Raw genomic sequence first — 20420 nt, 5'->3', positions numbered from 1 at the left:
CCGCCCTTACCCCCAGAGCCCGGCCATCCCGGGGAATGCCTCCTCATAGCCTGCCAGCAGCTGCGTGCCCAGCAGCTCCGATCCCACCAACGGGTGCGACGCAAACGCCTGTACGGCTGCTTCCCGGTCGTGGTCACGGACGGCGCGGATCGTCAGCCGCTCCACCTCCTTGACGCGCTGCATCAAGGTGAGGAACGGGCCCGGCGGCCTTTCCTGCGCGACTGCCACGGCGCCGTCGGGCGTCACCTGGGAGGGGACTTCGACGACGGCGTCCGGCGGCAGCCCGGGCACGGCCACCTCCGCCGGGTGAAGACTCCCGGTGGGCAGCACGGGAGCGTTGGGCACGTTGAGGATGAGCTGGGCGGTCCCGCCGCCCAAGAGGGCCCGCATCACGGACAGAGCCACCCTCTCGTAGCCGCCTCCAGCGAGATCGGACTCGTCGCGCTGTTCCCCGTGGGTGCGGGCTTCGGCGAGGTACCCCTCTTCACGGGATCGCCGGGCTGCATCCCATAGCGCATAGGCGTCCTCCGCCCGCAGCAGATCGGGGTAGAGCGAATGCTGCTGTTGGTGGATGGACGCCCCACGAGTTTGCCGTTGTCCACGGATAGCCTGGGTGGCCTGCGACGTCTGGTAGTAGTAGTAGAGGTACTCGTTGGGCAGACAGCCGAGCTTTTCCAGGGTGCGCTGCCCGAACAGGCGCCCTTCTTCAATCGACTCAAGGGCGGCAGGATCCGCCAGCAGCCCGGGCAGGAGGTCCGTGCCACCTGGTGCCAGCCGGTAGAGCCAGCCGAGGTGGTTCAGCCCGTAGTAGCCCACGCCGTCGAGGTTTCCTTCCTCCAGCGGGACACCGGCTGCCCGGGCCGCCCGCTGGGCCAGGCCCCCAGCGGAATCACAGATCCCAATCACCCGGTTCCCAAGCAGCGGCACCAATGCCTCGGTGACCATTCCGGCGGGGTTGGTGAAGTTGATAAGCCATGCACCGGGGCAGTGACGCCGCATGGCCTGGGCGAGTTCGAGCATCCGGGGGATGGATCGCAGGGCGTAGGAAATCCCGCCTGCTCCGGTGGTCTCCTGGCCCAGCAGCCCCAGATCAAGTGCAACACGCTCATCGGCGATCCGGCCGGCCGTTCCACCAGGCCGGATGGCCGCGAAAACCACGTCGGTTCCCGTGAGCGCCTGGCCAAGGTCGCTGCAGGCGACGACGGCGGGACCGGAACCGGGGCCTGTGTGCATATCGCGGAGTACGGCCTGAATTGCTTGGAGCCGTTGCCCATCGACGTCGAAAAGCACCAATTCGCTGACCAGGCCGGCGAAGGGGCCAGTACACAACGCCCGGTACACAAGGGGAACCCGGAATCCGCCACCGCCGGCGATCATAAGCCGCATGATCCGAGTCTATGCAGCTCCGCAAGCTGCAGCGTAGTCTGCCGTTCATGGACGCTATGCCGCAGCGACGATTCGACCCCCTTGCCTCCGTAAGGTCAGACGCTGACGCCGGGTGCGACCTTCTCCTGACCGGCACGGTCTTCCAGGACATCATTTTCACCGGCCTTCCCCAAGCGCCGGAACCGGGCACGGAAGTGTGGAGCGAGGGCATGGGAAGCTGCCCGGGAGGGGTGGCCAACCAGGCCATTGCGGCAGCGCGGCTCGGGTTGCGGACCAACCTTGCAGCGACCTTCGGAGACGACGGTTACGGCGACTACAACTGGCAGATCCTGGAGAAGCAGGAGCACGTGGACCTGTCGTTGTCGCAGCGGGTTCCCGGGTGGCACTCACCAGTGACTGTTTCCATGTGCGTGAACCAGGACCGCTCCATGGTCACCCACGGCCATCCCGCCCCGATCTCTGCTTCCCAGCTGATTGGCCAGCCTCCGCGGGCGCTCGCAGCCGTTGCGGACCTGGAGGAGGAGATGGAGCCGTGGATGCTGGCCGCAATGAAATCCGGTACCAAGCTTTTTGGGGTGGTGGGGTGGGACCCTACCGGGAAATGGTCGGAGCGCCGGCTGGACCAGCTGGAGAACTTTTATGCTTTCCTGCCCAACGCTCCCGAGGCCATGGCGTTCACCGGCAAATCCGACCCCTGGGCGGCGCTGTACTCGCTGGCTGACCGCGTGCCGGTAGCCGTGGTGACCTTGGGTCCCCAAGGGGCAGTGGCGGTGGACTCGGAGAGCGGCGAGGAAGAGTGGGTGCCTTCTTTGCCGGTCCCGGCTTCTGATCCAACGGGAGCAGGGGACTGCTTCGGTGCGGCCTTCATCGTGGGGTGCCTCGCAGGATGGCGGCTGGGTGACCGCCTGCGTTTTGCCAACCTGTGCGCTTCGCTTGCCGTCCAGGAGGTTGGCGGGTCCCTGGCCGCACCCGGCTGGGGAGACATCGCGGACTGGTGGCAGCGGGCGAACGCGCGGAAGGAGCGGCAAAGCAGCCAGTGGCTGAGGCGCTTCGCGTTCCTGGAACCGATCGTGAAGGACATCCCCGCTGAAGCCCAACGACGCGCCCGGGCCACCATCGCGCACTTGTCGGATGCCCAGTAGGGGTGAACGCCCGTGCGCAGTTAACCCGAATTCACCGGCACCACTAGAATCTCTAGGGTGACTTATGAAGCAGCAGATATCGGGATCGGCGAAAAGGCCTCAATAGCCAAGTCGGCGGTCCTGGAACGGTCCGCGGTGATCGATCTCGAAGCTGTACGCCACAACGTGCGGCAATTCGTCGCCATCGCCTCTCCTGCCGCGGTCATGGCCGTAGTGAAGGCCGACGCGTATGGTCACGGAGCCGTCCAGGTTGCGCGGGCAGCCCTCGACGCCGGTGCGGCATGGCTCGGGGTGGCGCACATTTCCGAGGCACTCGCCTTGCGGGCCGCGGGCATCGATGCTCCGTTGCTTGCCTGGCTGCACACCCACGAGAGCAACTTCCAGGCAGCCGTCGCCGCCGGCATCGACGTCGGAATCTCCGGCTGGGAGCTGGACGCCGTAGTCGCGGCAGCCCGCGAACAGGAACGGCCCGCGCGGGTCCACCTCAAGGTGGACACCGGTCTGGGCCGCAATGGCTGCACCATTGCTGACTGGGACCAACTGCTGGGCCAGGCCATGGACTACCAGGACCAGGGCCTGCTGCGCGTGGTGGGGATCTTCTCTCATCTCGCCGTGGCCGATGAACCGCACCGCCCCGAAACCGATGAGCAGCTCGCTGTCTTCCGTGAGGCCATCGCCATGGCTGAAGACGCCGGTGTGGACACGGAGGTCCGGCATATCGCCAACACTCCCGCTGCGTTGTCTCGCCCGGATTCGCACTTCGACCTGGTGCGCGTGGGCCTCGGCGTCTACGGATTGTCGCCCTTCGAAGGCGCGACGTCGGCCGAACTTGGCTTGCACCCCGCCATGACCGTCCGCACGCTCCTGTCCAATTGCAAGCAGGTCCCGGAAGGGCAGGGCGTCTCCTACGGCCTGAACTACCGCACCAGCGAAGAAAGCACCTTGGGCCTGGTCCCGTTGGGCTACGCAGACGGGGTTCCGCGGATCGCCACCGGCGGACCGGTCCGCGTCAATGGCGTCAACTACCCGGTAGTGGGCAGGATCGCCATGGACCAGATGGTCATCGACCTGGGCCCCCTGACTCCTGAGGCAGCCGCGGAGCTTCGGGGCGCCGAAGCCGTCATGTTCGGCAATGGCTCCGATCACGGCCCCACGGCCGACGATTGGGCCGCAGCTGCCGGAACCAACAACTACGAAATCGTCACGCGCATCAGCCAGCGGGTGCCTCGCAGCTACGTCAATGAAGTACCCTCCCAGCCGGCATCGCAGACCGACGTTGCCACCGACGCCAAAGCAGCAGCGCTGTGAGCGAACCCCTGTGGCAACGCACGTTGAAGGTCACGACGGCGGAGCAGACACACGCGCTCGCAGCAGCGCTCGGTGAGGTGCTTGAGGCCGGCGATCTCCTTGTCCTGACCGGGGAACTGGGCGCTGGAAAGACCACGTTCACCCAGGGGCTGGGGGAGGGCCTGGGTGTAAGGGCCGGCATCATCTCGCCGACCTTTGTGCTGGTCAGGATCCATCCGAACCTTCCGGACGGTCCCAGGCCGGGTGGGCCTGACTTGGTCCATGTTGACGCGTACAGGCTGGACTCGGCCGCAGAGATCGACGACATCGACCTCGAAAACACCATGGACACCGCCGTCACGGTGGTGGAGTGGGGGCGGGACCGGGTGGAGCATCTCTCGGATAGCCGCCTGGAAGTGGAGCTGCACAGGGCCGTGGGCGGCGGCGCCTCGGCAGGAACGGTGACGGATGACGTCCTGGACTTTGAGAGCGATGACGACGACGAGCCCCGCACCATTGTGTTCCGGGGATTCGGTCCACGGTGGGCGGATGAGCCACGGCTCCTGGCCACCGCAGGACAGCCGGACAGCGCAGCGCAACCGGACAACGCACATGAGGGAGATAACTAATGTTGATCCTGGCCATTGATACTTCCGCCGTTGCCAGCGCAGCCCTGATCTCCGACGACGCCATGGAAGGCGTGGTGGATTCCTTCGCCACGGAAGATACCCGTAGCCACGCCGAAGTTCTTGCCCCGGGTATTGAGAAGCTGTTGACCGGAGCAGGCGTTACCGGCGCGGACATCGATGCGATCGTCACAGGTGTGGGCCCGGGCCCGTTTACCGGGCTCCGCTCCGGTATCGCGACCGCCCGCACCTTGGCGTTCGTGTGGAACAAACCGTTGTACGGACTGATGAGCCTGGACGCCGTTGCCCTTGAGGTGGCTGAATCCACAGCGGCAGTTCCCGGGTTCCTGGTGGCAACGGACGCCCGGCGCAAAGAGGTCTACTGGGCCCGGTACTCCCTGAAGGAGGGCCAGCTGCCGGATCTCGTTGATGGACCGCACGTGGGCTTCGCCTCCGAACTGCCCGACTTGCCGGTGTTCGGTGCCGGCGCCGGCCTGTACGCGGATGTGCTCAGGGCCGATGAAGACTTTGCGTCCACGCACCCCGACGCCGCTTCCCTTGGCCAGTTCGCCCTTGCCCGGCTCGCATCGGGCCGGCCCCTTCTGGATTCGACCCCTCTGTACCTGCGGGAATCCGACGCCCAAGTACCGGGACCCCGGAAGCGCGCACTGTGATGGGACGGGAACTGTGAAATTGTCACCCAAACTGGAGCTCGCCGGGGTTTCCCTGCGCGACATGACCGAAGCCGACATCCCGGCCGTAGAGGCTTTGGAGCGCCGTTTGTTCCCTGTGGACGCATGGCCGCTGCAGATGTTCTTCGACGAACTGGCCCAGCCCGAAACCCGCCGTTACGTGGTGGCCGAGGCCGCAGGGGAGATCGTCGCTTATGCGGGATTGATGTGCATCGAGCCCATCGCGGACGTCCAGACGATCGCCGTCGTGCCTGAATTCGAAGGCCGGGGCATCGGCTCCGCGGTCCTTGCGGAGCTCATCGATGAGGCGCGGCGACGCCGCGCGGCAGACGTGTTGCTGGAAGTGCGGGCGGACAATCCCCGCGCGCAGCAACTCTATGTGCGTTTCGGGTTTGAGCAGATCCACGTCCGTCCCCGCTATTACCGCGACGGAACAGACGCCTTGATCATGAGGCTGACCTTGAACGAACAACACCCTTCCGAAGGAGCCCCAGCGTGAGCGGCCTTAATCGACAGCAGCCGCTGGTGCTCGGCATCGAGTCGTCCTGCGACGAGACCGGTGTGGGCATCGTCCGCGGGACAACGTTGCTGACCAACACTGTGTCTTCCTCCATGGACGAGCACGTGCGTTTTGGCGGCGTCATCCCGGAAATCGCTTCGCGGGCGCACCTGGACGCCTTCGTGCCCACGTTGCAGGAGTCGCTGCTTGAAGCCGGGGTCACCCTGGACGAGATCGACGCCATTGCCGTAACGTCCGGCCCGGGCCTCGCCGGGGCGCTCATGGTGGGTGTTTGTGCTGCGAAGGCCCTGGCGGTTGCCACGGGGAAGCCGCTCTACGCGATCAACCATTTGGTGGCGCACGTTGGCGTTGGCTTGCTGGATCAAAGGCGAACCCCGGAAGGAAAGCCCGACGCCGGTGCTGCCGCCGGCCTGGGTGCGGGGCAGTTGCCGGAGAACCTCGGGGCGCTCCTGGTGTCCGGGGGCCACACTGAAATCCTGCGCATCCGGAGCATCACGGACGATGTCGAGCTGCTGGGTTCAACCATCGATGACGCCGCCGGGGAGGCTTACGACAAAGTGGCGCGCATCCTTGGTCTGGGCTATCCGGGCGGACCCGCAATCGACAAACTGGCACGCCAGGGCAACCCCAAATCCATCCGCTTCCCGCGTGGCCTGACGCAACCCAAGTACATGGGGACCGCCGAGGAGAAGGGGCCGCACCGTTATGACTGGTCTTTCAGCGGTCTGAAAACCGCGGTGGCCCGCTGCGTGGAACAGTTCGAGGCCCGCGGCGAGGAAGTGCCGGTGGCGGATATCGCTGCCGCGTTCCAGGAAGCCGTAGTGGATGTCATCACCTCAAAGGCGGTTCTGGCCTGTAAAGAGAACGGCATCACGGACCTCCTGCTGGGCGGCGGCGTGGCTGCCAATTCCCGGCTCCGGGAACTGACCGGACTGCGCTGTACCTCGGCCGGGATCAGGCTTCACGTTCCGCCGCTGGATCTGTGCACGGACAACGGGGCCATGGTGGCGGCGCTGGGCGCCCAGCTGATCATGGCCGGCATCGACCCCAGCGGAGTGGAGTTCGCACCGGATTCCTCCATGCCTGTCACCACAGTGTCAGTACCTGCCCAGGCTGCCGGCCCGGGCAGGTAAACCGGGAACCGCTAGGCGTCGGGACCTTTTCGCATCTGCTGGACGAGGTCCATGACCACTGCCTGCAGGTCGCCGTTGTGTTCGGCGGCGACGCGGCGCTGCCGCTGGTAGCTGGCACCGCGTTCGACGATCTTCAGGACATCGGCCAGTTCTTCGGAGCAGCCAAGCCTGGCTGCCACAGGCTCAAGCCGCGCGACGGTTTCGGCCAGGTGCTCGGTAACGAGCTGCTCGTTGCCCGCGGCATCGAGGATGATGATGGCTTCCATGCCGTAGCGGGCAGCGCGCCACTTGTTTTCCTGCACGTGCCACGGAGGCATGGTGGGGATGCTGCCCCCGGCATCAAGAATGGAGGAGAATTCGTCCACCAGGCACTGGGTCAGGGCCGCGATGGCACCGACTTCCTCAAGGGTTGCCAGGCCGTCACAGATGCGCATTTCGATGGTGCCAAGGTTGGCAACCGGGCGGATGTCCCAGCGGATTTCGGAGGTTGAGTCGATCACTCCGGTGGTGAACATGTCCTGGACGTAGGACTCGTACGCCTCCCAGGTTTCGAACTGGAACGGCAGGCCGGCTGTCGGAAGCTGCTGGAACATGAGCGCGCGTTGTGATGCGTACCCTGTTTCCTCACCGGCCCAGTAGGGGCTGGAAGCTGACAATGCCTGGAAGTGCGGAAAGTAGTTGACCAGGCCATCCAGGACGGGGAGGACTTTTTCTTTCCTGTCGATGCCCACGTGGACGTGAACGCCGTAGATGACCATTTGGCGTCCCCACCATTGGGTCCGCTCGATCAGTTTGGCGTACCGCTCTTTGTCGGTGACCGGCTGCAGCAGGGGAGGGCTGAAGGGGTGGCTGCCGGCGCAAAACACTTCGACACCCATGGGATCGGTGACTTCGCGCACTGCGGCGAGGGACCGGCTGAGGTCCTCTTTGGCTTCGTTGACGGTCTCGCAGATGCCCGTGACGAGTTCCACCGTGTTGAGGAGCAGTTCGCGCTTGATATGGGGGTGTTCGTCGTCCTCATTGAGGTCCGGGTGGTTTGCCGCAACGCCTTTCAGGACGTCGTTCGCGACGGATACCAGTTCCCCTGTGCGTGCATTGACGAGCGCCAACTCCCATTCCACACCCAGTGTCGATTGCCTGGATGGCGCAAAATCAATCTGCACGTAGTCCCCTCGGTTTGTACTGTCCGGCTATGTGTACTGTCCGGCAATGTGTTGTTTCGGCCGGACACGGTTCCCCGCTGCGGGGCCGCCAGCGGTCGGATCAAGTCTAATGCAGCCGGAACTCGCATGATTGCGGCGGGTGCGCGGGAGAAATGACCCGTCATTTGCTAATGCGAACCATTCGCATTAGAGTGTGTGCCATGCACCTCACGATCGTCAGTTCCTTGGACAGCCAATGCCGTGAGGCAGCCACCGAAAGGCTGGGGCGGACCCATGCCAATTCCGTGGTGGTCCTCCACGATCTCCTGGATGGCTCACTGGTCCTGCGGCGCGTTTACCGCAACGGCCGGTTGTTCGAACGCGGGACGACGGTCCTGGAGCACGGTTGCCTGAGCTGCACCGTCCGGCTTGACGTGGTCCCGACGGCGGAACGACTCGCCGCCTGCGGCTTCGACCACGTCGTCCTGGGCCTGCCGCCAGGCGTCGCAGCCGGAATGGCCGTGGCGGAGCTCCGCAGTGGGCTCAGCCGCCCGGCGGTCATCGACAACGCCGTGCTCGCCTTGGACCCCGCAGAGTTGGACGACCACATCTGGGACCGTCACACCCTGTTTGAGTCCGGCTTCACGTCCATGCCCCAGGACGAGCGGACCAGTGGCGAATTCCTGGTCGGCGAATTCGGACACGTGGACACCGTGATGACCTATCCGGGATTGGGTGCCGTGCTGACGGGGGATCCCCGCGAGGGTTCGCCGCAGTGGGTGTCGGGGGTGGAGTTGCTCGGCGAATTGGCACCCCATGCAACCGTTGCCGCAGCGGCCGATGATTTCCGGCCGGGCTGCTTCGACCCCGCCGAAGCAGCTGCCCGCAACCGTCCCGGCGTCGTGCGTGTGCCCCTGGCTGAAACGGAAGGTTCCTTCCGGACCGTGCTCCATCGGGCTGCCCGGCCACTTCATCCGGGCCGTTTCAGGGAGGCGCTTCCGCGCTTGGCTGTCGGCATGCACTGGATGCGGGGCCGCCTGTGGATCGCCTCCGCTCCCACCAAGCGGATAGCTGTCCAAGGCATCGGTCCACGGATCTGGCTCGAAAGCGCGGGCAACTGGATGGCCGATTCCACGGAAGCAGCCCCCATGGGAGAAGGCCTGCGCGGAGAAGTGGGTGCCGACGTCGACGCTTTCCTCGACTGGCACCCCAGCCACGGGGACCGCGGAACCGTCCTGGCCATCACTGGGCGGGCCGACGATGTTGACGCCGCGGAAATCCGTGAACTCCTGGAAGGCTGCCAGCTGACGGAGGCCGAAATGGCCATGGATGCCGACGCGTGGGATGACCCCCTGGAACTCAGCGACGCCCTCTAAGCCAAACACCAACAAAAAGGAGAAACACCATGAAGGTCCGAAACTCGCTGCGTGCACTCAAGAAGATCCCCGGGGCGCAAATCGTCCGCAGGCGTGGCCGCACGTTCGTCATCAACAAGAACACCCCGCGCATGAAGGCCCGCCAGGGCTGACCGCACGGAAGCCCGGAGGGGCGTTGTTTAATGGGTGGATGCCCATCCTGAACAAAGACATGTCATTGTGCATTTCGCTCGCGGCCCGGCCCAGCAACATCGGGACGAGGTTCCATAACTATCTGTACGATCTGCTCGGCCTGAACTTTGTCTACAAGGCATTCGCCCCCGCGGACATCACCCTTGCGGTGGCGGGCATCCGCGGCCTCCCGATCCGGGGTGCCGCGGTGTCCATGCCCTACAAAGAGGCAGTCATTCCGCTGGTTGACGTCATGGATCCGTCGGCCAAGGCCATCGATTCGGTGAACACCATCGTGAACAACGACGGCGTCCTCACTGCCTACAACACCGATTACATCGCGATCGCCAGGCTTCTGAAGGACCATGAAGTCCCCAGCGGCCATACTGTCTTGCTCCGCGGCGCCGGGGGAATGGCCAAAGCTGTTGCGGCCGCCCTGAGGGACGCCGGGTTCACTGCCGTCACCATCGTGGCCCGCAACGAAACCACCGGCCGAGCGCTCGCCGACCTCTACGGCTTCGATTGGCAGGACGACGTCAACGGAGTCACCGCGGACCTCATCATCAACGTCACCCCGCTGGGCATGGCCGGCGCGGACGAAACCGCCCAGTCCTTTGACGACGCCACCATCGCAGCCGCGCAGGTGGTGTTCGATGTGGTGGCCCTTCCCTCCGAAACGCCGCTCATCACCGCCGCGCGCGCTGCGGGCAAGCCGGTCATCACAGGAGCCGAGGTCATCGCCATTCAGGCCGAGGAACAGTTCGTCCTGTACACCGGCGTTCGCCCGACGCCCGGCCAAGTACGGGAGGCCTCGGAATTCTCGCGTCGCTGACGCCGCAGGCCTGCTAAGCCTGGGCGGTCACCGGTTCCACCACGACAGCCACTCTTTCCTCGCCGATCCTGGTGAGGACAAGGGTGGCTGTTTTCGCATCCTTGTCCTTTGCGGGTTTGGCGGGGAGCAGCTGCTTCCGCAGTTCCTCGGGTGTCACTGCCGTGCCGCGCTTCTTGATATCCAACACGGTGATGCCGTTCGACTTCACCCAGGCCTTGAGGGCCTTGACGTTGTACGGCATGACGTCCAGCACCTTGTAGGCCCGGGCAAACGGAGTGTCGTGGAGTTCCGGGGCGCAGATATACGCGATGTGCTCGTCCACCAGGTGCCCGCCCAGCCGCTCGGCGACGTCGGCCACCATGCCTGCGCGGATCACCGCACCGTCGGGTTCGTAGAGAAAGCCTTCAACAGGCCCGACGGCGGCTTCCGGGCCACCGCCGAAGTCCTCGCCGCTGGTGATTTCGGCGGCGCCCTGGCTGCCAAGGAGCAATGCGGCGCGGCGGACGCCCGGGCGGGCTACTGAGTTGAACCACAGGGTGGCCTCGGTGACATCGCCGCCAACGGAGACCCATTGGGCCTCGCAGCCCGAAGGCACCGAGTCGTGGGGGATGCCCGGGCCCATCTTTACCCCTACCGCACGCCCTGTGGCCGCCACGCTCTCCACGAAGGACAACGGGGGCGAGAACGCCTCCGGGTCCCAGATTCTTTTGGTTCCCGACGTGGACGTGGTGCGTCGGGCAGGGTCCATCCACACGCCGTCGATGCCCTCGAGGTCCATTGATTCCGCGTCCGAGTGCACCACCGTTGCATGCTGGAAAGGCATGAGGTTGATCATGGCGCAGGCAGCGGTGGTTTCGTCCATCTCCACAGCGGTGACAGCAATGTCCATGGAAGCCATCGCCATGGAATCGGCGCCGAGGCCGCAGCCGAGATCGGCCACATGGGTGATGCCGGCCTGGGCAAAACGATCGGCGTGGCGGGCGGCGACGTTCAGCCGGGTTGCCTGCTCCAGGCCCGCCTGGGTGAACAGCATCTGCCGGGCGAATTCGCCGAACTTCGCCTCGGCGCGGGTCCGCAGGCGTGATTGGGTCAGGACGGCGGCCACGAGTTCCGGGGAGTGGCCGGCCTTGCGGAGGCTGGCATTGACGCTGAAGGCATCAGCCTCACGGTAGGGTCCCAGCGAGGCAAGAAGCTCCCAACCTTCAGTGGTCAATAAAGGTGCGATCTGTTCCTGCGGTGCATGAGGCATGGGAACAAGCCTAACGTCGCGCGTCATGGCTGCGTGACTGGGGAATCAGCCGGATAGGGTTGTTTTCATGGAAGACAACGCAGCACCACAGCCCTCCCGCCTCACCACGTATGCCCGTCCCGCCCTGATCGCGGGCGCTGTCATCGCGGTGGTCTGCATAGGCTTGCTGATCGTTATTTTCGCGCTGGATTCCTTCAACGCAGCGGCCTACTCCGTCAGTGGCAAGAGCGTGAACGATGCGACGGATGAGGCACGCGACATCCGCGACCTCTACGCCGGTGCGCGACTCGGCGGGATCATCGCGCTGGTGGTTTCCGGCGTCGTGGCGGTTGCTTCGGCGGTGGTGCTCTACCTGAACCGCGGCAGCGCTTCCTTGGATGAGGACGACGACGGCGAAGACTACGACCTTGATGACCTCAGGGACCAGTGACAACGTTCACCGATGACGAAATGCTGGCACTCACCTTGACCGAGTGCTAACGCCTTACATAGAGTCTAGTTAGCACTCTCCCCTTGAGGGTGCTAATCACGCCAGGCGTCCACCGGCACCGCGACGACGGTTGTACGCCACGGCACCCTAGTTCTTAGTCCATGAATCAGCTCATGAAAAGGAGAGTCCGAGTGTCGGTCTCGATTAAGCCTCTTGAGGATCGTATTGTTGTTCGCCCGCTCGAAGCAGAGCAGACCACGGCTTCCGGCCTGGTTATTCCGGACTCCGCGCAGGAGAAGCCGCAGGAAGGCGAAGTTGTTGCAATCGGCCCCGGCCGCTTCGATGACAACGGCAACCGCGTACCGGTTGACGTAGCTGTTGGCGACGTCGTCATCTACTCCAAGTACGGTGGAACCGAAGTCAAGACCGGCGGCAGCGAGTACCTCGTTCTGTCCGCCCGCGACGTCCTTGCGATCGTCGTAAAGTAACTTCCTGGAGCCCCGCACCGCCGTCGCGTTGGAATCATTCCGAGCGTCAGCGGTGCGGGTTTTCTGTCTCGAAAGGACACAACCATGGCAAAGCAGCTTGCTTTTAACGATGCTGCCCGCCGGTCTCTTGAGGCCGGTATCGACAAGCTCGCCAACACTGTCAAGGTGACGCTGGGCCCGCGCGGCCGCAACGTCGTCCTGGACAAGAAGTGGGGCGCCCCCACGATCACCAACGATGGTGTCACCATCGCCCGTGAAGTTGAGCTTGACGACCCCTACGAGAACCTTGGCGCCCAGCTTGCCAAGGAAGTAGCCACCAAGACCAATGACGTTGCCGGTGACGGCACCACTACGGCAACCGTGCTGGCCCAGGCCCTGGTCAAGGAAGGCCTGCGCAACGTTGCTGCCGGCGCAGCTCCCGGCGAGATCAAGCGCGGCATCGAAGTTGCAGTGGAAGCCGTCGCTGCACGCCTCCTGGAGAATGCCCGCGAAGTCGAAGGCACCCAGGTAGCCAACGTCGCAGCCATCTCCGCGCAGAGCGATGAAGTCGGCGAGCTCCTCGCCGAGGCCTTCGGCAAGGTAGGCAAGGATGGTGTCATCACCATCGAAGAGTCCTCCACCACGCAGACCGAGCTGGTCCTGACCGAGGGCATGCAGTTCGACAAGGGCTACCTCTCCCCGTACTTCGTCACCGACGCAGAACGCCAGGAAGCTGTCCTCGAAGACGCCCTCATCCTGATCAACCAGGGCAAGATCTCCTCGCTGCAGGACTTCCTGCCGCTGCTCGAGAAGGCCCTGCAGGCCAACAAGCCCCTCTTCATCATCGCTGAGGACATCGAAGGCGAAGCCCTTTCCACCCTGATCGTCAACCGTATCCGCGGCACGCTCAACGTCGTTGCCGTCAAGGCTCCGGGCTTCGGCGATCGCCGCAAGGCCATGCTCCAGGACATCGCTACGTTGACCGGTGCGCAGGTAGTTTCCCCGGACCTGGGCCTGACGCTGGACTCCGTTGGCCTCGAGGTACTCGGTACCGCCCGCCGCATCACGGTCACCAAGGACAACACCACCATCGTTGACGGTGCCGGTTCGGCCCAGGACGTTGCCGACCGCGTTGCACAGCTCCGCGCTGAGCTGACCCGGACGGATTCCGACTGGGACAAGGAAAAGCTGCAGGAACGCCTGGCCAAGCTCGCTGGCGGCATCGGCGTCATCAAGGTTGGCGCAGCCACCGAGGTTGAGCTGAAGGAAAAGAAGCACCGCATTGAGGACGCCGTTTCCTCGACGCGTGCAGCCCTCGAAGAAGGCATCGTTTCCGGTGGCGGTTCCGCCCTGATCCACGCCCTGAAGGCCCTGGACGAGTCCCAGGCAGTCAAGGACCTCGAAGGTGACGCTGCGGCCGCTGTAGGCATCGTTCGCCGCGCACTGGTCCAGCCGCTGCGCTGGATCGCGCAGAACGCCGGCTTCGACGGTTTCGTGGTCACCGCCAAGGTTTCCGAACTCGAAGCCAACCACGGCTTCAACGCCAAGTCCGGCGAGTACGAGGACCTGATCGCCGCCGGCGTGATCGACCCCGTCAAGGTCACCCGCTCTGCACTCCGCAACGCCGCTTCCATCGCTGCCTTGGTTCTCACCACCGAGACCCTGGTTGCCGAGAAGCCCGCTGAGGAAGAAGACGCACACGCAGGCCACCAGCACTAAGCGCCTGTCCCGCGGAAACCCCGGTCGCACCTAGTTGTGACCGGGGTTTCTGCTGTTAAGATCCTGTGCGATGCATCACAACTTCCGGGCCGGCGTATCGCTGTGGCCGCAGGGACCCGAATGACGCATCGGCACAGGTCACACACAGGAAGAGCTGCAAGAATGGATGGCTGAACCGGGCCCGGGGGAGGTGCGGAAGGCGGTCAGCAGCATCCTCGAACTGGGGGCGGGTGGGCTGAACCGCGTATTATGGATGCTTTGTGCCAGCCGCTTTAAGGAACTGCCTAACGTGACTACCCCAGCGATTACAGCCCCTGCCCACCGCGGTAGGCGGGCTTCCGGTCCCGTTGGAAAGTCCAAGTTCCGCCCTGAAATCCAAGGTCTCAGGTCACTGGCCGTCCTCATGGTGGTGAGCTATCACATCTGGATCGGCCGGGTTTCCGGAGGGGTGGATGTCTTCCTCCTCATCTCCGCGTTCCTCATGACCCTGCAGTTCACGGGCCGTTATAAACAGGGCCGCCCCATGGACCTCCTGCGGCACTGGCTGCACCTGTTCAGGCGGCTGCTGCCCGCCGTCGTGGTTGTCCTTCTGGGAACGCTGACAGCCACCTTCGTCCTCCTGCCACCTACCCGGTGGGCTGAAATTGTCCAGCAGGCCTGGGCGTCCTTGTTCTACTACGAGAACTGGCTGCTCCAACAGCTTGCGGTGGACTACTACGCCACGGACCACAGCATGGCCAGCCCGGTGCAACACTTCTGGTCACTGTCCATCCAGGGCCAGGTGTTCATCATCTGGCCGGTGATCTTCGCAGCGGTCGCGCTTCTGTGCCGCCGCTTTGCCCTCAGGTACCGGGCGACCCTCGTGTACGTCTTCGCCATAATTTTCCTGGTCTCGTTCGTTTACTCCATCATCTTCACGGCCACCAACCAGGCTGTGGCGTACTTCGATACCTTCGCCCGTCTGTGGGAATTTGCCTTGGGCACCTTGCTGGCCCTGGTGCTGCCGGGCTTGAACTTCTCCAAACCCGTCCGCGTACTGATGGGCTGGATCGGCGTCATTGCCATGCTCACCTGCGGCATCGTGCTGCAGGTCCAGACGGCTTTCCCGGGTTTCGTGGCATTGTGGCCCACCCTGGCAGCCGTCGCCGTCATCGCGGCAGGCCAGACCGGCAGCCGCTTCGGTGTCGACCGGATCCTGAGCTCCAAGTTCCTGGTCCGCCTGGGCGACAATTCCTACGCCTTGTACCTCTGGCACTGGCCCATCCTGGTCATCGCGCTGGGCTGGAGCGGCAAAGAGCACGCTGGATGGCTTTCCGGCACGGCCATCATCGCCCTCTCGCTGACGCTGGCGTTCCTCACCACCAAGTACATCGAGAAGCCCTTCCGCCAGTGGAAGTGGCCCGAGATGAAGCGCCGCCGTTCGTTCATCGCGATCGTCGCCTGCCTTGCCGTGGTCACTGCGCCCCTGATGGGCTTTCAATACAGGCAGGACCTTGAACAGCAGGCCGCTGAAGCCCGGATGGTCTTCGACAATCCCGGCGCCAAGGCACTGCTGCCCACGTATGTGAACGAGGTTGCCCCCAACGCCCTCACCCAGCCCACCGCGGAACGGATCGGGCGCGACTGGGCCAAGCTTCCGGACGGTTGCTCCGGTGATACCAAACCGGAGTCGCAGCTGCTGCGCGACAACTGCCAGCAGAACAACGTGGGCTCTGATGCCACCAAGACTGTCCTCGTCCTGGGCAACTCGCATTCCCAGCAATGGCTGGCCGCGCTGGGCCAGATGGCTGAAGAACACCACTGGCGCTTGTATGCCTTGCTGTACGGGGCCTGCCCGTTTGCGACCGACGATTCCGATGTCGAGCCCGAGTGCAATGAGTTCAACAGGGAAGTGCGCAAACACATTGAGGAGCACGCCCCCGACGCCATCTTCACGGTGGGCACCAAGGCCGAACCCTCGGAGCCGGACGAGAAGCTGACGCATGGATTCGAGGCACTCGTCTCTGAAGTCACGGCCCGCGGCACTGAGGTCGTCGCAGTACGGGACAATCCCAGGTTCACCTACAGCCTGACGGACTGCACCCTTTCGAAGGGAGTGGACAGCCCGGACTGCCGGCCGCTGAAAGCGGACGTACTGGCAGATCCGAGCCCCTTTGAGGAAGTCATGGGCAAGTACCAGGACCTGTTCCTGATCGACATGACAGACCTGATCTGCATCGGCCTCTATTGTCCGCCCATCATCGGCAATACCTTCGTCTACCTGGACGACAACCACTTGACCAAGACCTATGTGAAGAGCATGACGGACATGCTTGATGAGAGGTGGTTTGCCGCGACGGGGTGGCAACGATGATGAGCACCCGCACCAGCACTCGCAGCGTGGATAAAATCACGACGCCGGAACGCGGCTTCCGTCCGGAAGTCCAGGGCCTGCGCGCCCTGGCTGTGCTCATGGTCGCTGCCTACCACATCTGGCTTGGCCGGGTCTCGGGCGGGGTGGACGTGTTCCTCCTCATCTCGGCTTTCCTTCTGACGTTGTCGTTCACGCGGAAGCTCGAAGCCGGTTCGCCGCTGAAACTGCTGCGGCACTGGCTCCACGTGTTCAAGCGACTCCTGCCCGCCGTCGTCGTGGTTTTGCTGGGTGTTCTGCTGGCGACCTGGGCATTCATTCCGCAGAGCCGTTGGCCGGATGTCCTGGCCGAAGCCTGGGCGTCCCTGTTCTACCGGCAGAACTGGCAGCTCGCGGACAATGCCGTGGATTACTACGCGCAGGACCACTCCGGTGCCAGCCCGCTCCAGCACTTCTGGTCCCTGTCTGTCCAGGGCCAGGTGTTTGTCCTGTGGCCCCTGGTCTTCGCTGCCGTGGCGCTGCTGCAGCCAAGTCTGGCCCGGCTTCTCCCGAAGGGGCGGACGCTGAGTCACCGGAGCCTGCTCTTCTTCGCGTTCGGCGCGGTCTTTCTGGCCTCCTTGGTGTTTTCCATCGACCAGACCGCCAACAACCAGGAGTACGCGTACTTCGATACCCGTGCTCGGCTCTGGGAGTTCGCGCTGGGTTCCCTGCTCGCCCTGGCACTCCCGTACCTGAAGCCCGGGCGCAGGCTCCGGGTGTTCCTCGGTTGGGCTGGAATCTCCGCCATGCTCGCCTGTGGCCTGGTCCTGACAGTTGACCGGTCCTTCCCGGGATTCATCGCGTTGTGGCCCACGCTTGCCGCCGCCGCTGTCATCGTCGCCGGGCAGAGCGGCAGCCGTTTCGGCGTCGATCGCCTCCTGAGCTCACGGCCGTTGGTCCTGGTGGGTAACAACTCCTACGCCCTTTACCTGTGGCACTGGCCGGTCCTGGTGTTCTTCCTGCTGGTCAGCGGCACCACGGCTCCGAGCCTCTTGCAGGGCCTGGGCATCATGGCGGCGTCCATGCTCCTTGCGATCGGCACCACCAGGTTCGTGGAGGAGCCCATGCGCCGCTGGCAGTGGCCGGACGTGCGCTCCTGGCGCGCCGCCGTCGTGATAGCCGCCTGCGGTGCGTTGCTCGCCATGCCGGTGACCGTTTGGCAGGGTGCCATCGCCGCTGAAGATGCGGCGATTGCCGGCCAGCCCAAGGAACTGACGCCGGGGGCTGCAGCCTTGTCGCCGGAATTCGTCGGGCAGCCGGCCCAGGAGGCCATGATCATTCCGGCCCCTGCGGCCATGAAGGACGAGTGGGCTGACATCGACGGCTTGTGCACCGGAGACAACGTGCCCAGCGACCCCTTGCTGCAGGGCTGCCTCCAGAACGACGAACCCGACGTCGTCACCAAGGAAATAGTGGTCCTCGGTGATTCGCACGCCCAGCAGTACATGGCGGCGCTCGGCCCCATCGCCAAGCAGCACGGCTGGGAAGTGGTGACGTTGCTCAAAGGCAGTTGCCGCTTCGGCGCCGAATCCGTCGAACGTACCGACGAGTGCAATGAATTCAACAAGGCCAGCGCCAACTACGTGATGGAACACAAGCCTGACGCCGTGTTCACGGTGGCGTCGCTGACGCACGCTGATGCCCCGTTCGAGACGGAGGTGCCCGGATACCTCGAAGGCATCAAACCGTTCACGGACGCGGGGATCGATGTTGTGGGAATCCGCGACAATCCCAGGTTCAGCATCAACATGCCCGAATGCGTGCAGAAAAAGGGCCCCGACTCGCCCGATTGCAAGGCGCCGCTGGAAGAGTCCCTTGCGGAGTCTTCACCGTTGGATGATTACGTCGGAAAAGTCGACCGGCTGTACTTGATGGACATGAGCGACTTCATCTGCGAGCAGGGCACGTGCCCTGCAGTCGTTGGAAATGTCTATGTCTACAAGGACGACAACCACCTCACCAAGACCTACGTGCAAAGCATGATCCCGATGTTCGAGGAGCGGCTCCTGGCGGCCACCGGCTGGTCACGCAGCTGATTTTCGTTGCCCGGGGACTTGAAAACCGGCGACGGCGGCCTGCCGCCAGTGCTGTTGCTCACACTCCGGCGTTACGGAATATGGCGATTGCCGCGGAGGTTCTACTATTTATTCAACACTTATGCACAGGCCAGTCCCGTAATGACGGGCTGGTCATCAGTTGCAACCCCTACCAGTTAAGCCCCCGGAACCAAGGTAAGAGGCGCACTCATGACCCAGCCCGAACACAATCCCTTCGGCCTTATCGGCCTGACCTACGACGACGTCCTGCTGCTTCCCGGACACACGGATGTCATCCCGTCCGAAGCGGACACGTCTTCCCGGATCTCCAAGCGCATCACCGTGCAGACACCGCTGCTGTCCGCCGCCATGGACACCGTGACCGAATCCCGCATGGCCATCGCCATGGCGCGGCAGGGTGGCTTGGGCGTGGTTCACCGCAACCTCGCCATCGACGACCAGGCGGAGCACGTTGACCGCGTCAAGCGCAGCGAGTCCGGCATGATCACCAATCCGTTGACCATCGGTCCGGAAGCCACCTTGCAGGAACTGGACGAGCTCTGCTCCCGGTACCGCGTGTCCGGCCTGCCGGTTGTTGACACCGACGGCCGCCTCCTGGGCATCGTGACCAACAGGGACACCCGCTTCATCCCGGAATCGGACTTCCCGTTCCGTAGTGTCAGCGACACCATGACCAAGATGCCGCTCATCACCGGGCACGTGGGCATCAGCCGCGACGAAGCCTCGCACAAGTTGGCCACCAACAAGATCGAGAAGCTCCCGCTGGTGGACGAACAGGGCCGGTTGAAGGGCCTCATCACCACCAAGGACTTCACGAAGGCCGAGCAGTACCCGCTCGCCACCAAGGACGATGAAGGCCGCCTGCGGGTCGGCGCTGCCATCGGCTTCTTCGGTGACGGCTGGGAGCGCGCCATGAAGCTCATCGACGCCGGCGTTGACGCGCTTTTCGTTGACACGGCCAACGGCCACTCCCAGGGCGTCCTGGACATGATCCGCCGCCTGAAGTCCGATCCCGTTGCAGCACACGTTGACGTGATCGGTGGCCAGGCCGCCACCCGTGAAGGTGCGCAGGCTCTGATTGACGCCGGTGCCGATGGCATCAAGGTTGGCGTCGGACCCGGATCCATCTGCACCACCCGCGTTGTTGCCGGCGTGGGCGTTCCGCAGATCACCGCAATCCATGAATCCGCCAAGGCTGCCATCCCGGCAGGCGTCCCGCTGATCGCCGACGGCGGCCTGCAGTACTCGGGCGACATCGGCAAGGCGCTGGTCGCCGGCGCCGACACCGTCATGCTCGGATCCCTCCTGGCAGGTTGTGAGGAGTCCCCGGGCGACCTCATTTTCGTCAACGGCAAGCAGTTCAAGAGCTACCGCGGAATGGGCTCGCTGGGTGCCATGCAGTCCCGTGGCAAGAACACGTCCTACTCCAAGGACCGCTACTTCCAGGCTGATGTCTCCGGCGATGACAAGCTCATTCCGGAAGGCATCGAGGGCCGCGTTGCCTTCCGTGGCCCGCTGGCATCGGTCGCCTACCAGCTGGTTGGCGGTCTCCGCCAGACCATGTTCTACACGGGTGCGCCCACCATCCCCGAACTCAAGGCCAGGGGCAAGTTCGTCCGCATCACCCCGGCAGGCTTGAAGGAATCCCACCCGCACGACATTCAAATGACTGTGGAAGCCCCCAACTACGGCTCCCGCTAAGCACCTCCTGTTCCCCGCGGATTTCCGCGGGGAACAGTTGTTTAACCACCCGACTGTGTAACCGCCCGGTATCCGCCCGACGGTAATGTCGGCCCTCGGGA

Annotated in this window: 18 protein-coding genes; 15 read left to right on the top strand and 3 right to left on the bottom strand. The window is 64.3% G+C overall.

Going from position 1 to position 20420, the window contains the following annotated elements; all coding sequences use genetic code 11:
* Positions 1–6: 6 nt before the first annotated feature.
* The gene (locus JMY29_RS13890; protein WP_189075237.1) at positions 7–1386 is read right to left on the bottom strand and encodes a family 4 glycosyl hydrolase; all 1380 of its coding nucleotides are present in this window, start codon (positions 1384–1386) and stop codon (positions 7–9) included.
* Positions 1387–1433: 47 nt separating this feature from the next.
* Here JMY29_RS13890 and JMY29_RS13885 point away from each other — a divergent pair, with 47 nt between their 5' ends.
* From JMY29_RS13885 to tsaD, 6 genes are read left to right on the top strand one after another with little or no spacing between them, the layout of a single operon-like run.
* Positions 1434–2528, top strand: coding sequence for a carbohydrate kinase family protein (locus JMY29_RS13885; RefSeq protein WP_035733205.1), 1095 nt, complete (start codon positions 1434–1436; stop codon positions 2526–2528).
* 57 nt (positions 2529–2585) lie between these two features.
* On the top strand, positions 2586–3836 hold the full coding sequence (alr, locus tag JMY29_RS13880) for an alanine racemase (RefSeq protein ID WP_189075236.1): 1251 nt from the start codon (positions 2586–2588) through the stop codon (positions 3834–3836).
* Positions 3833–4444, top strand: coding sequence for a tRNA (adenosine(37)-N6)-threonylcarbamoyltransferase complex ATPase subunit type 1 TsaE (gene tsaE / locus JMY29_RS13875; RefSeq protein WP_189075235.1), 612 nt, complete (start codon positions 3833–3835; stop codon positions 4442–4444). The genes alr and tsaE overlap by 4 nt, the downstream gene beginning before the upstream one ends.
* Positions 4444–5115 (top strand): tRNA (adenosine(37)-N6)-threonylcarbamoyltransferase complex dimerization subunit type 1 TsaB, encoded by a 672-nt coding sequence (gene tsaB / locus JMY29_RS13870; protein WP_189075234.1) that lies wholly within the window; start codon positions 4444–4446, stop codon positions 5113–5115. Before tsaE ends, tsaB begins: the two co-directional genes overlap by 1 nt.
* Before the next feature lie 13 nt (positions 5116–5128).
* Positions 5129–5632, top strand: a complete 504-nt coding sequence (rimI, locus tag JMY29_RS13865; RefSeq protein WP_039242331.1) for a ribosomal protein S18-alanine N-acetyltransferase — start codon at positions 5129–5131, stop codon at positions 5630–5632.
* Positions 5629–6786: a tRNA (adenosine(37)-N6)-threonylcarbamoyltransferase complex transferase subunit TsaD gene (tsaD, locus tag JMY29_RS13860; RefSeq protein WP_189075233.1), complete on the top strand. Its 1158-nt coding sequence runs from the start codon at positions 5629–5631 to the stop codon at positions 6784–6786. The genes rimI and tsaD overlap by 4 nt, the downstream gene beginning before the upstream one ends.
* An 11-nt stretch (positions 6787–6797) precedes the next feature.
* On the opposite strand, the gene JMY29_RS13855 is transcribed toward tsaD, so the two are convergent.
* Positions 6798–7949, bottom strand: coding sequence for a glutamate--cysteine ligase (locus JMY29_RS13855; RefSeq protein WP_189075232.1), 1152 nt, complete (start codon positions 7947–7949; stop codon positions 6798–6800).
* A 200-nt stretch (positions 7950–8149) separates the two neighbouring features.
* Here JMY29_RS13855 and JMY29_RS13850 point away from each other — a divergent pair, with 200 nt between their 5' ends.
* The 3 genes from JMY29_RS13850 to JMY29_RS13840 are packed head-to-tail and all read left to right on the top strand — an operon-like array spanning position 8150 to position 10307.
* The gene (locus JMY29_RS13850; RefSeq protein WP_189075231.1) at positions 8150–9304 is read left to right on the top strand and encodes a GTP-binding protein; all 1155 of its coding nucleotides are present in this window, start codon (positions 8150–8152) and stop codon (positions 9302–9304) included.
* Positions 9305–9333: 29 nt separating this feature from the next.
* Positions 9334–9456 (top strand): type B 50S ribosomal protein L36, encoded by a 123-nt coding sequence (ykgO, locus tag JMY29_RS13845; protein ID WP_189075230.1) that lies wholly within the window; start codon positions 9334–9336, stop codon positions 9454–9456.
* 38 nt (positions 9457–9494) lie between these two features.
* Complete coding sequence (locus JMY29_RS13840) at positions 9495–10307, top strand: shikimate 5-dehydrogenase (RefSeq protein WP_189075229.1); 813 nt, start codon at positions 9495–9497, stop codon at positions 10305–10307.
* 13 nt (positions 10308–10320) lie between these two features.
* Here the strand turns inward: JMY29_RS13840 and JMY29_RS13835 are convergent, their stop codons facing one another.
* Entirely contained in the window at positions 10321–11556 is a 1236-nt protein-coding gene (locus JMY29_RS13835; protein WP_189075228.1) for a class I SAM-dependent methyltransferase, read from the bottom strand.
* 67 nt (positions 11557–11623) lie between these two features.
* On the opposite strand from JMY29_RS13835, the gene JMY29_RS13830 reads away from it, so the two are divergent.
* The 6 genes from JMY29_RS13830 (at position 11624) to guaB (ending at position 20319) form a co-directional block, all read left to right on the top strand.
* The gene (locus JMY29_RS13830; RefSeq protein ID WP_018776626.1) at positions 11624–11986 is read left to right on the top strand and encodes a hypothetical protein; all 363 of its coding nucleotides are present in this window, start codon (positions 11624–11626) and stop codon (positions 11984–11986) included.
* Positions 11987–12177: 191 nt separating this feature from the next.
* On the top strand, positions 12178–12474 hold the full coding sequence (groES, locus tag JMY29_RS13825) for a co-chaperone GroES (RefSeq protein ID WP_018776625.1): 297 nt from the start codon (positions 12178–12180) through the stop codon (positions 12472–12474).
* An 84-nt stretch (positions 12475–12558) separates the two neighbouring features.
* Entirely contained in the window at positions 12559–14172 is a 1614-nt protein-coding gene (gene groL / locus JMY29_RS13820; protein ID WP_018776624.1) for a chaperonin GroEL, read from the top strand.
* Between the two features lie 253 nt (positions 14173–14425).
* Positions 14426–16525 (top strand): acyltransferase family protein, encoded by a 2100-nt coding sequence (locus tag JMY29_RS13815; protein ID WP_189075444.1) that lies wholly within the window; start codon positions 14426–14428, stop codon positions 16523–16525.
* On the top strand, positions 16522–18597 hold the full coding sequence (locus JMY29_RS13810; protein WP_079580698.1) for an acyltransferase family protein: 2076 nt from the start codon (positions 16522–16524) through the stop codon (positions 18595–18597). The genes JMY29_RS13815 and JMY29_RS13810 overlap by 4 nt, the downstream gene beginning before the upstream one ends.
* Before the next feature lie 210 nt (positions 18598–18807).
* Complete coding sequence (guaB, locus tag JMY29_RS13805) at positions 18808–20319, top strand: IMP dehydrogenase (protein ID WP_018776621.1); 1512 nt, start codon at positions 18808–18810, stop codon at positions 20317–20319.
* Positions 20320–20420: the final 101 nt, after the last annotated feature.

This window comes from Paenarthrobacter nicotinovorans, assembly GCF_021919345.1.
In the GTDB taxonomy this organism is placed as follows: Bacteria; Actinomycetota; Actinomycetes; order Actinomycetales; family Micrococcaceae; genus Arthrobacter; species Arthrobacter nicotinovorans.
The sequence above is the reverse complement of the archived record's forward strand: the minus strand, read 5'-3'. Positions and strand labels throughout refer to the sequence as shown.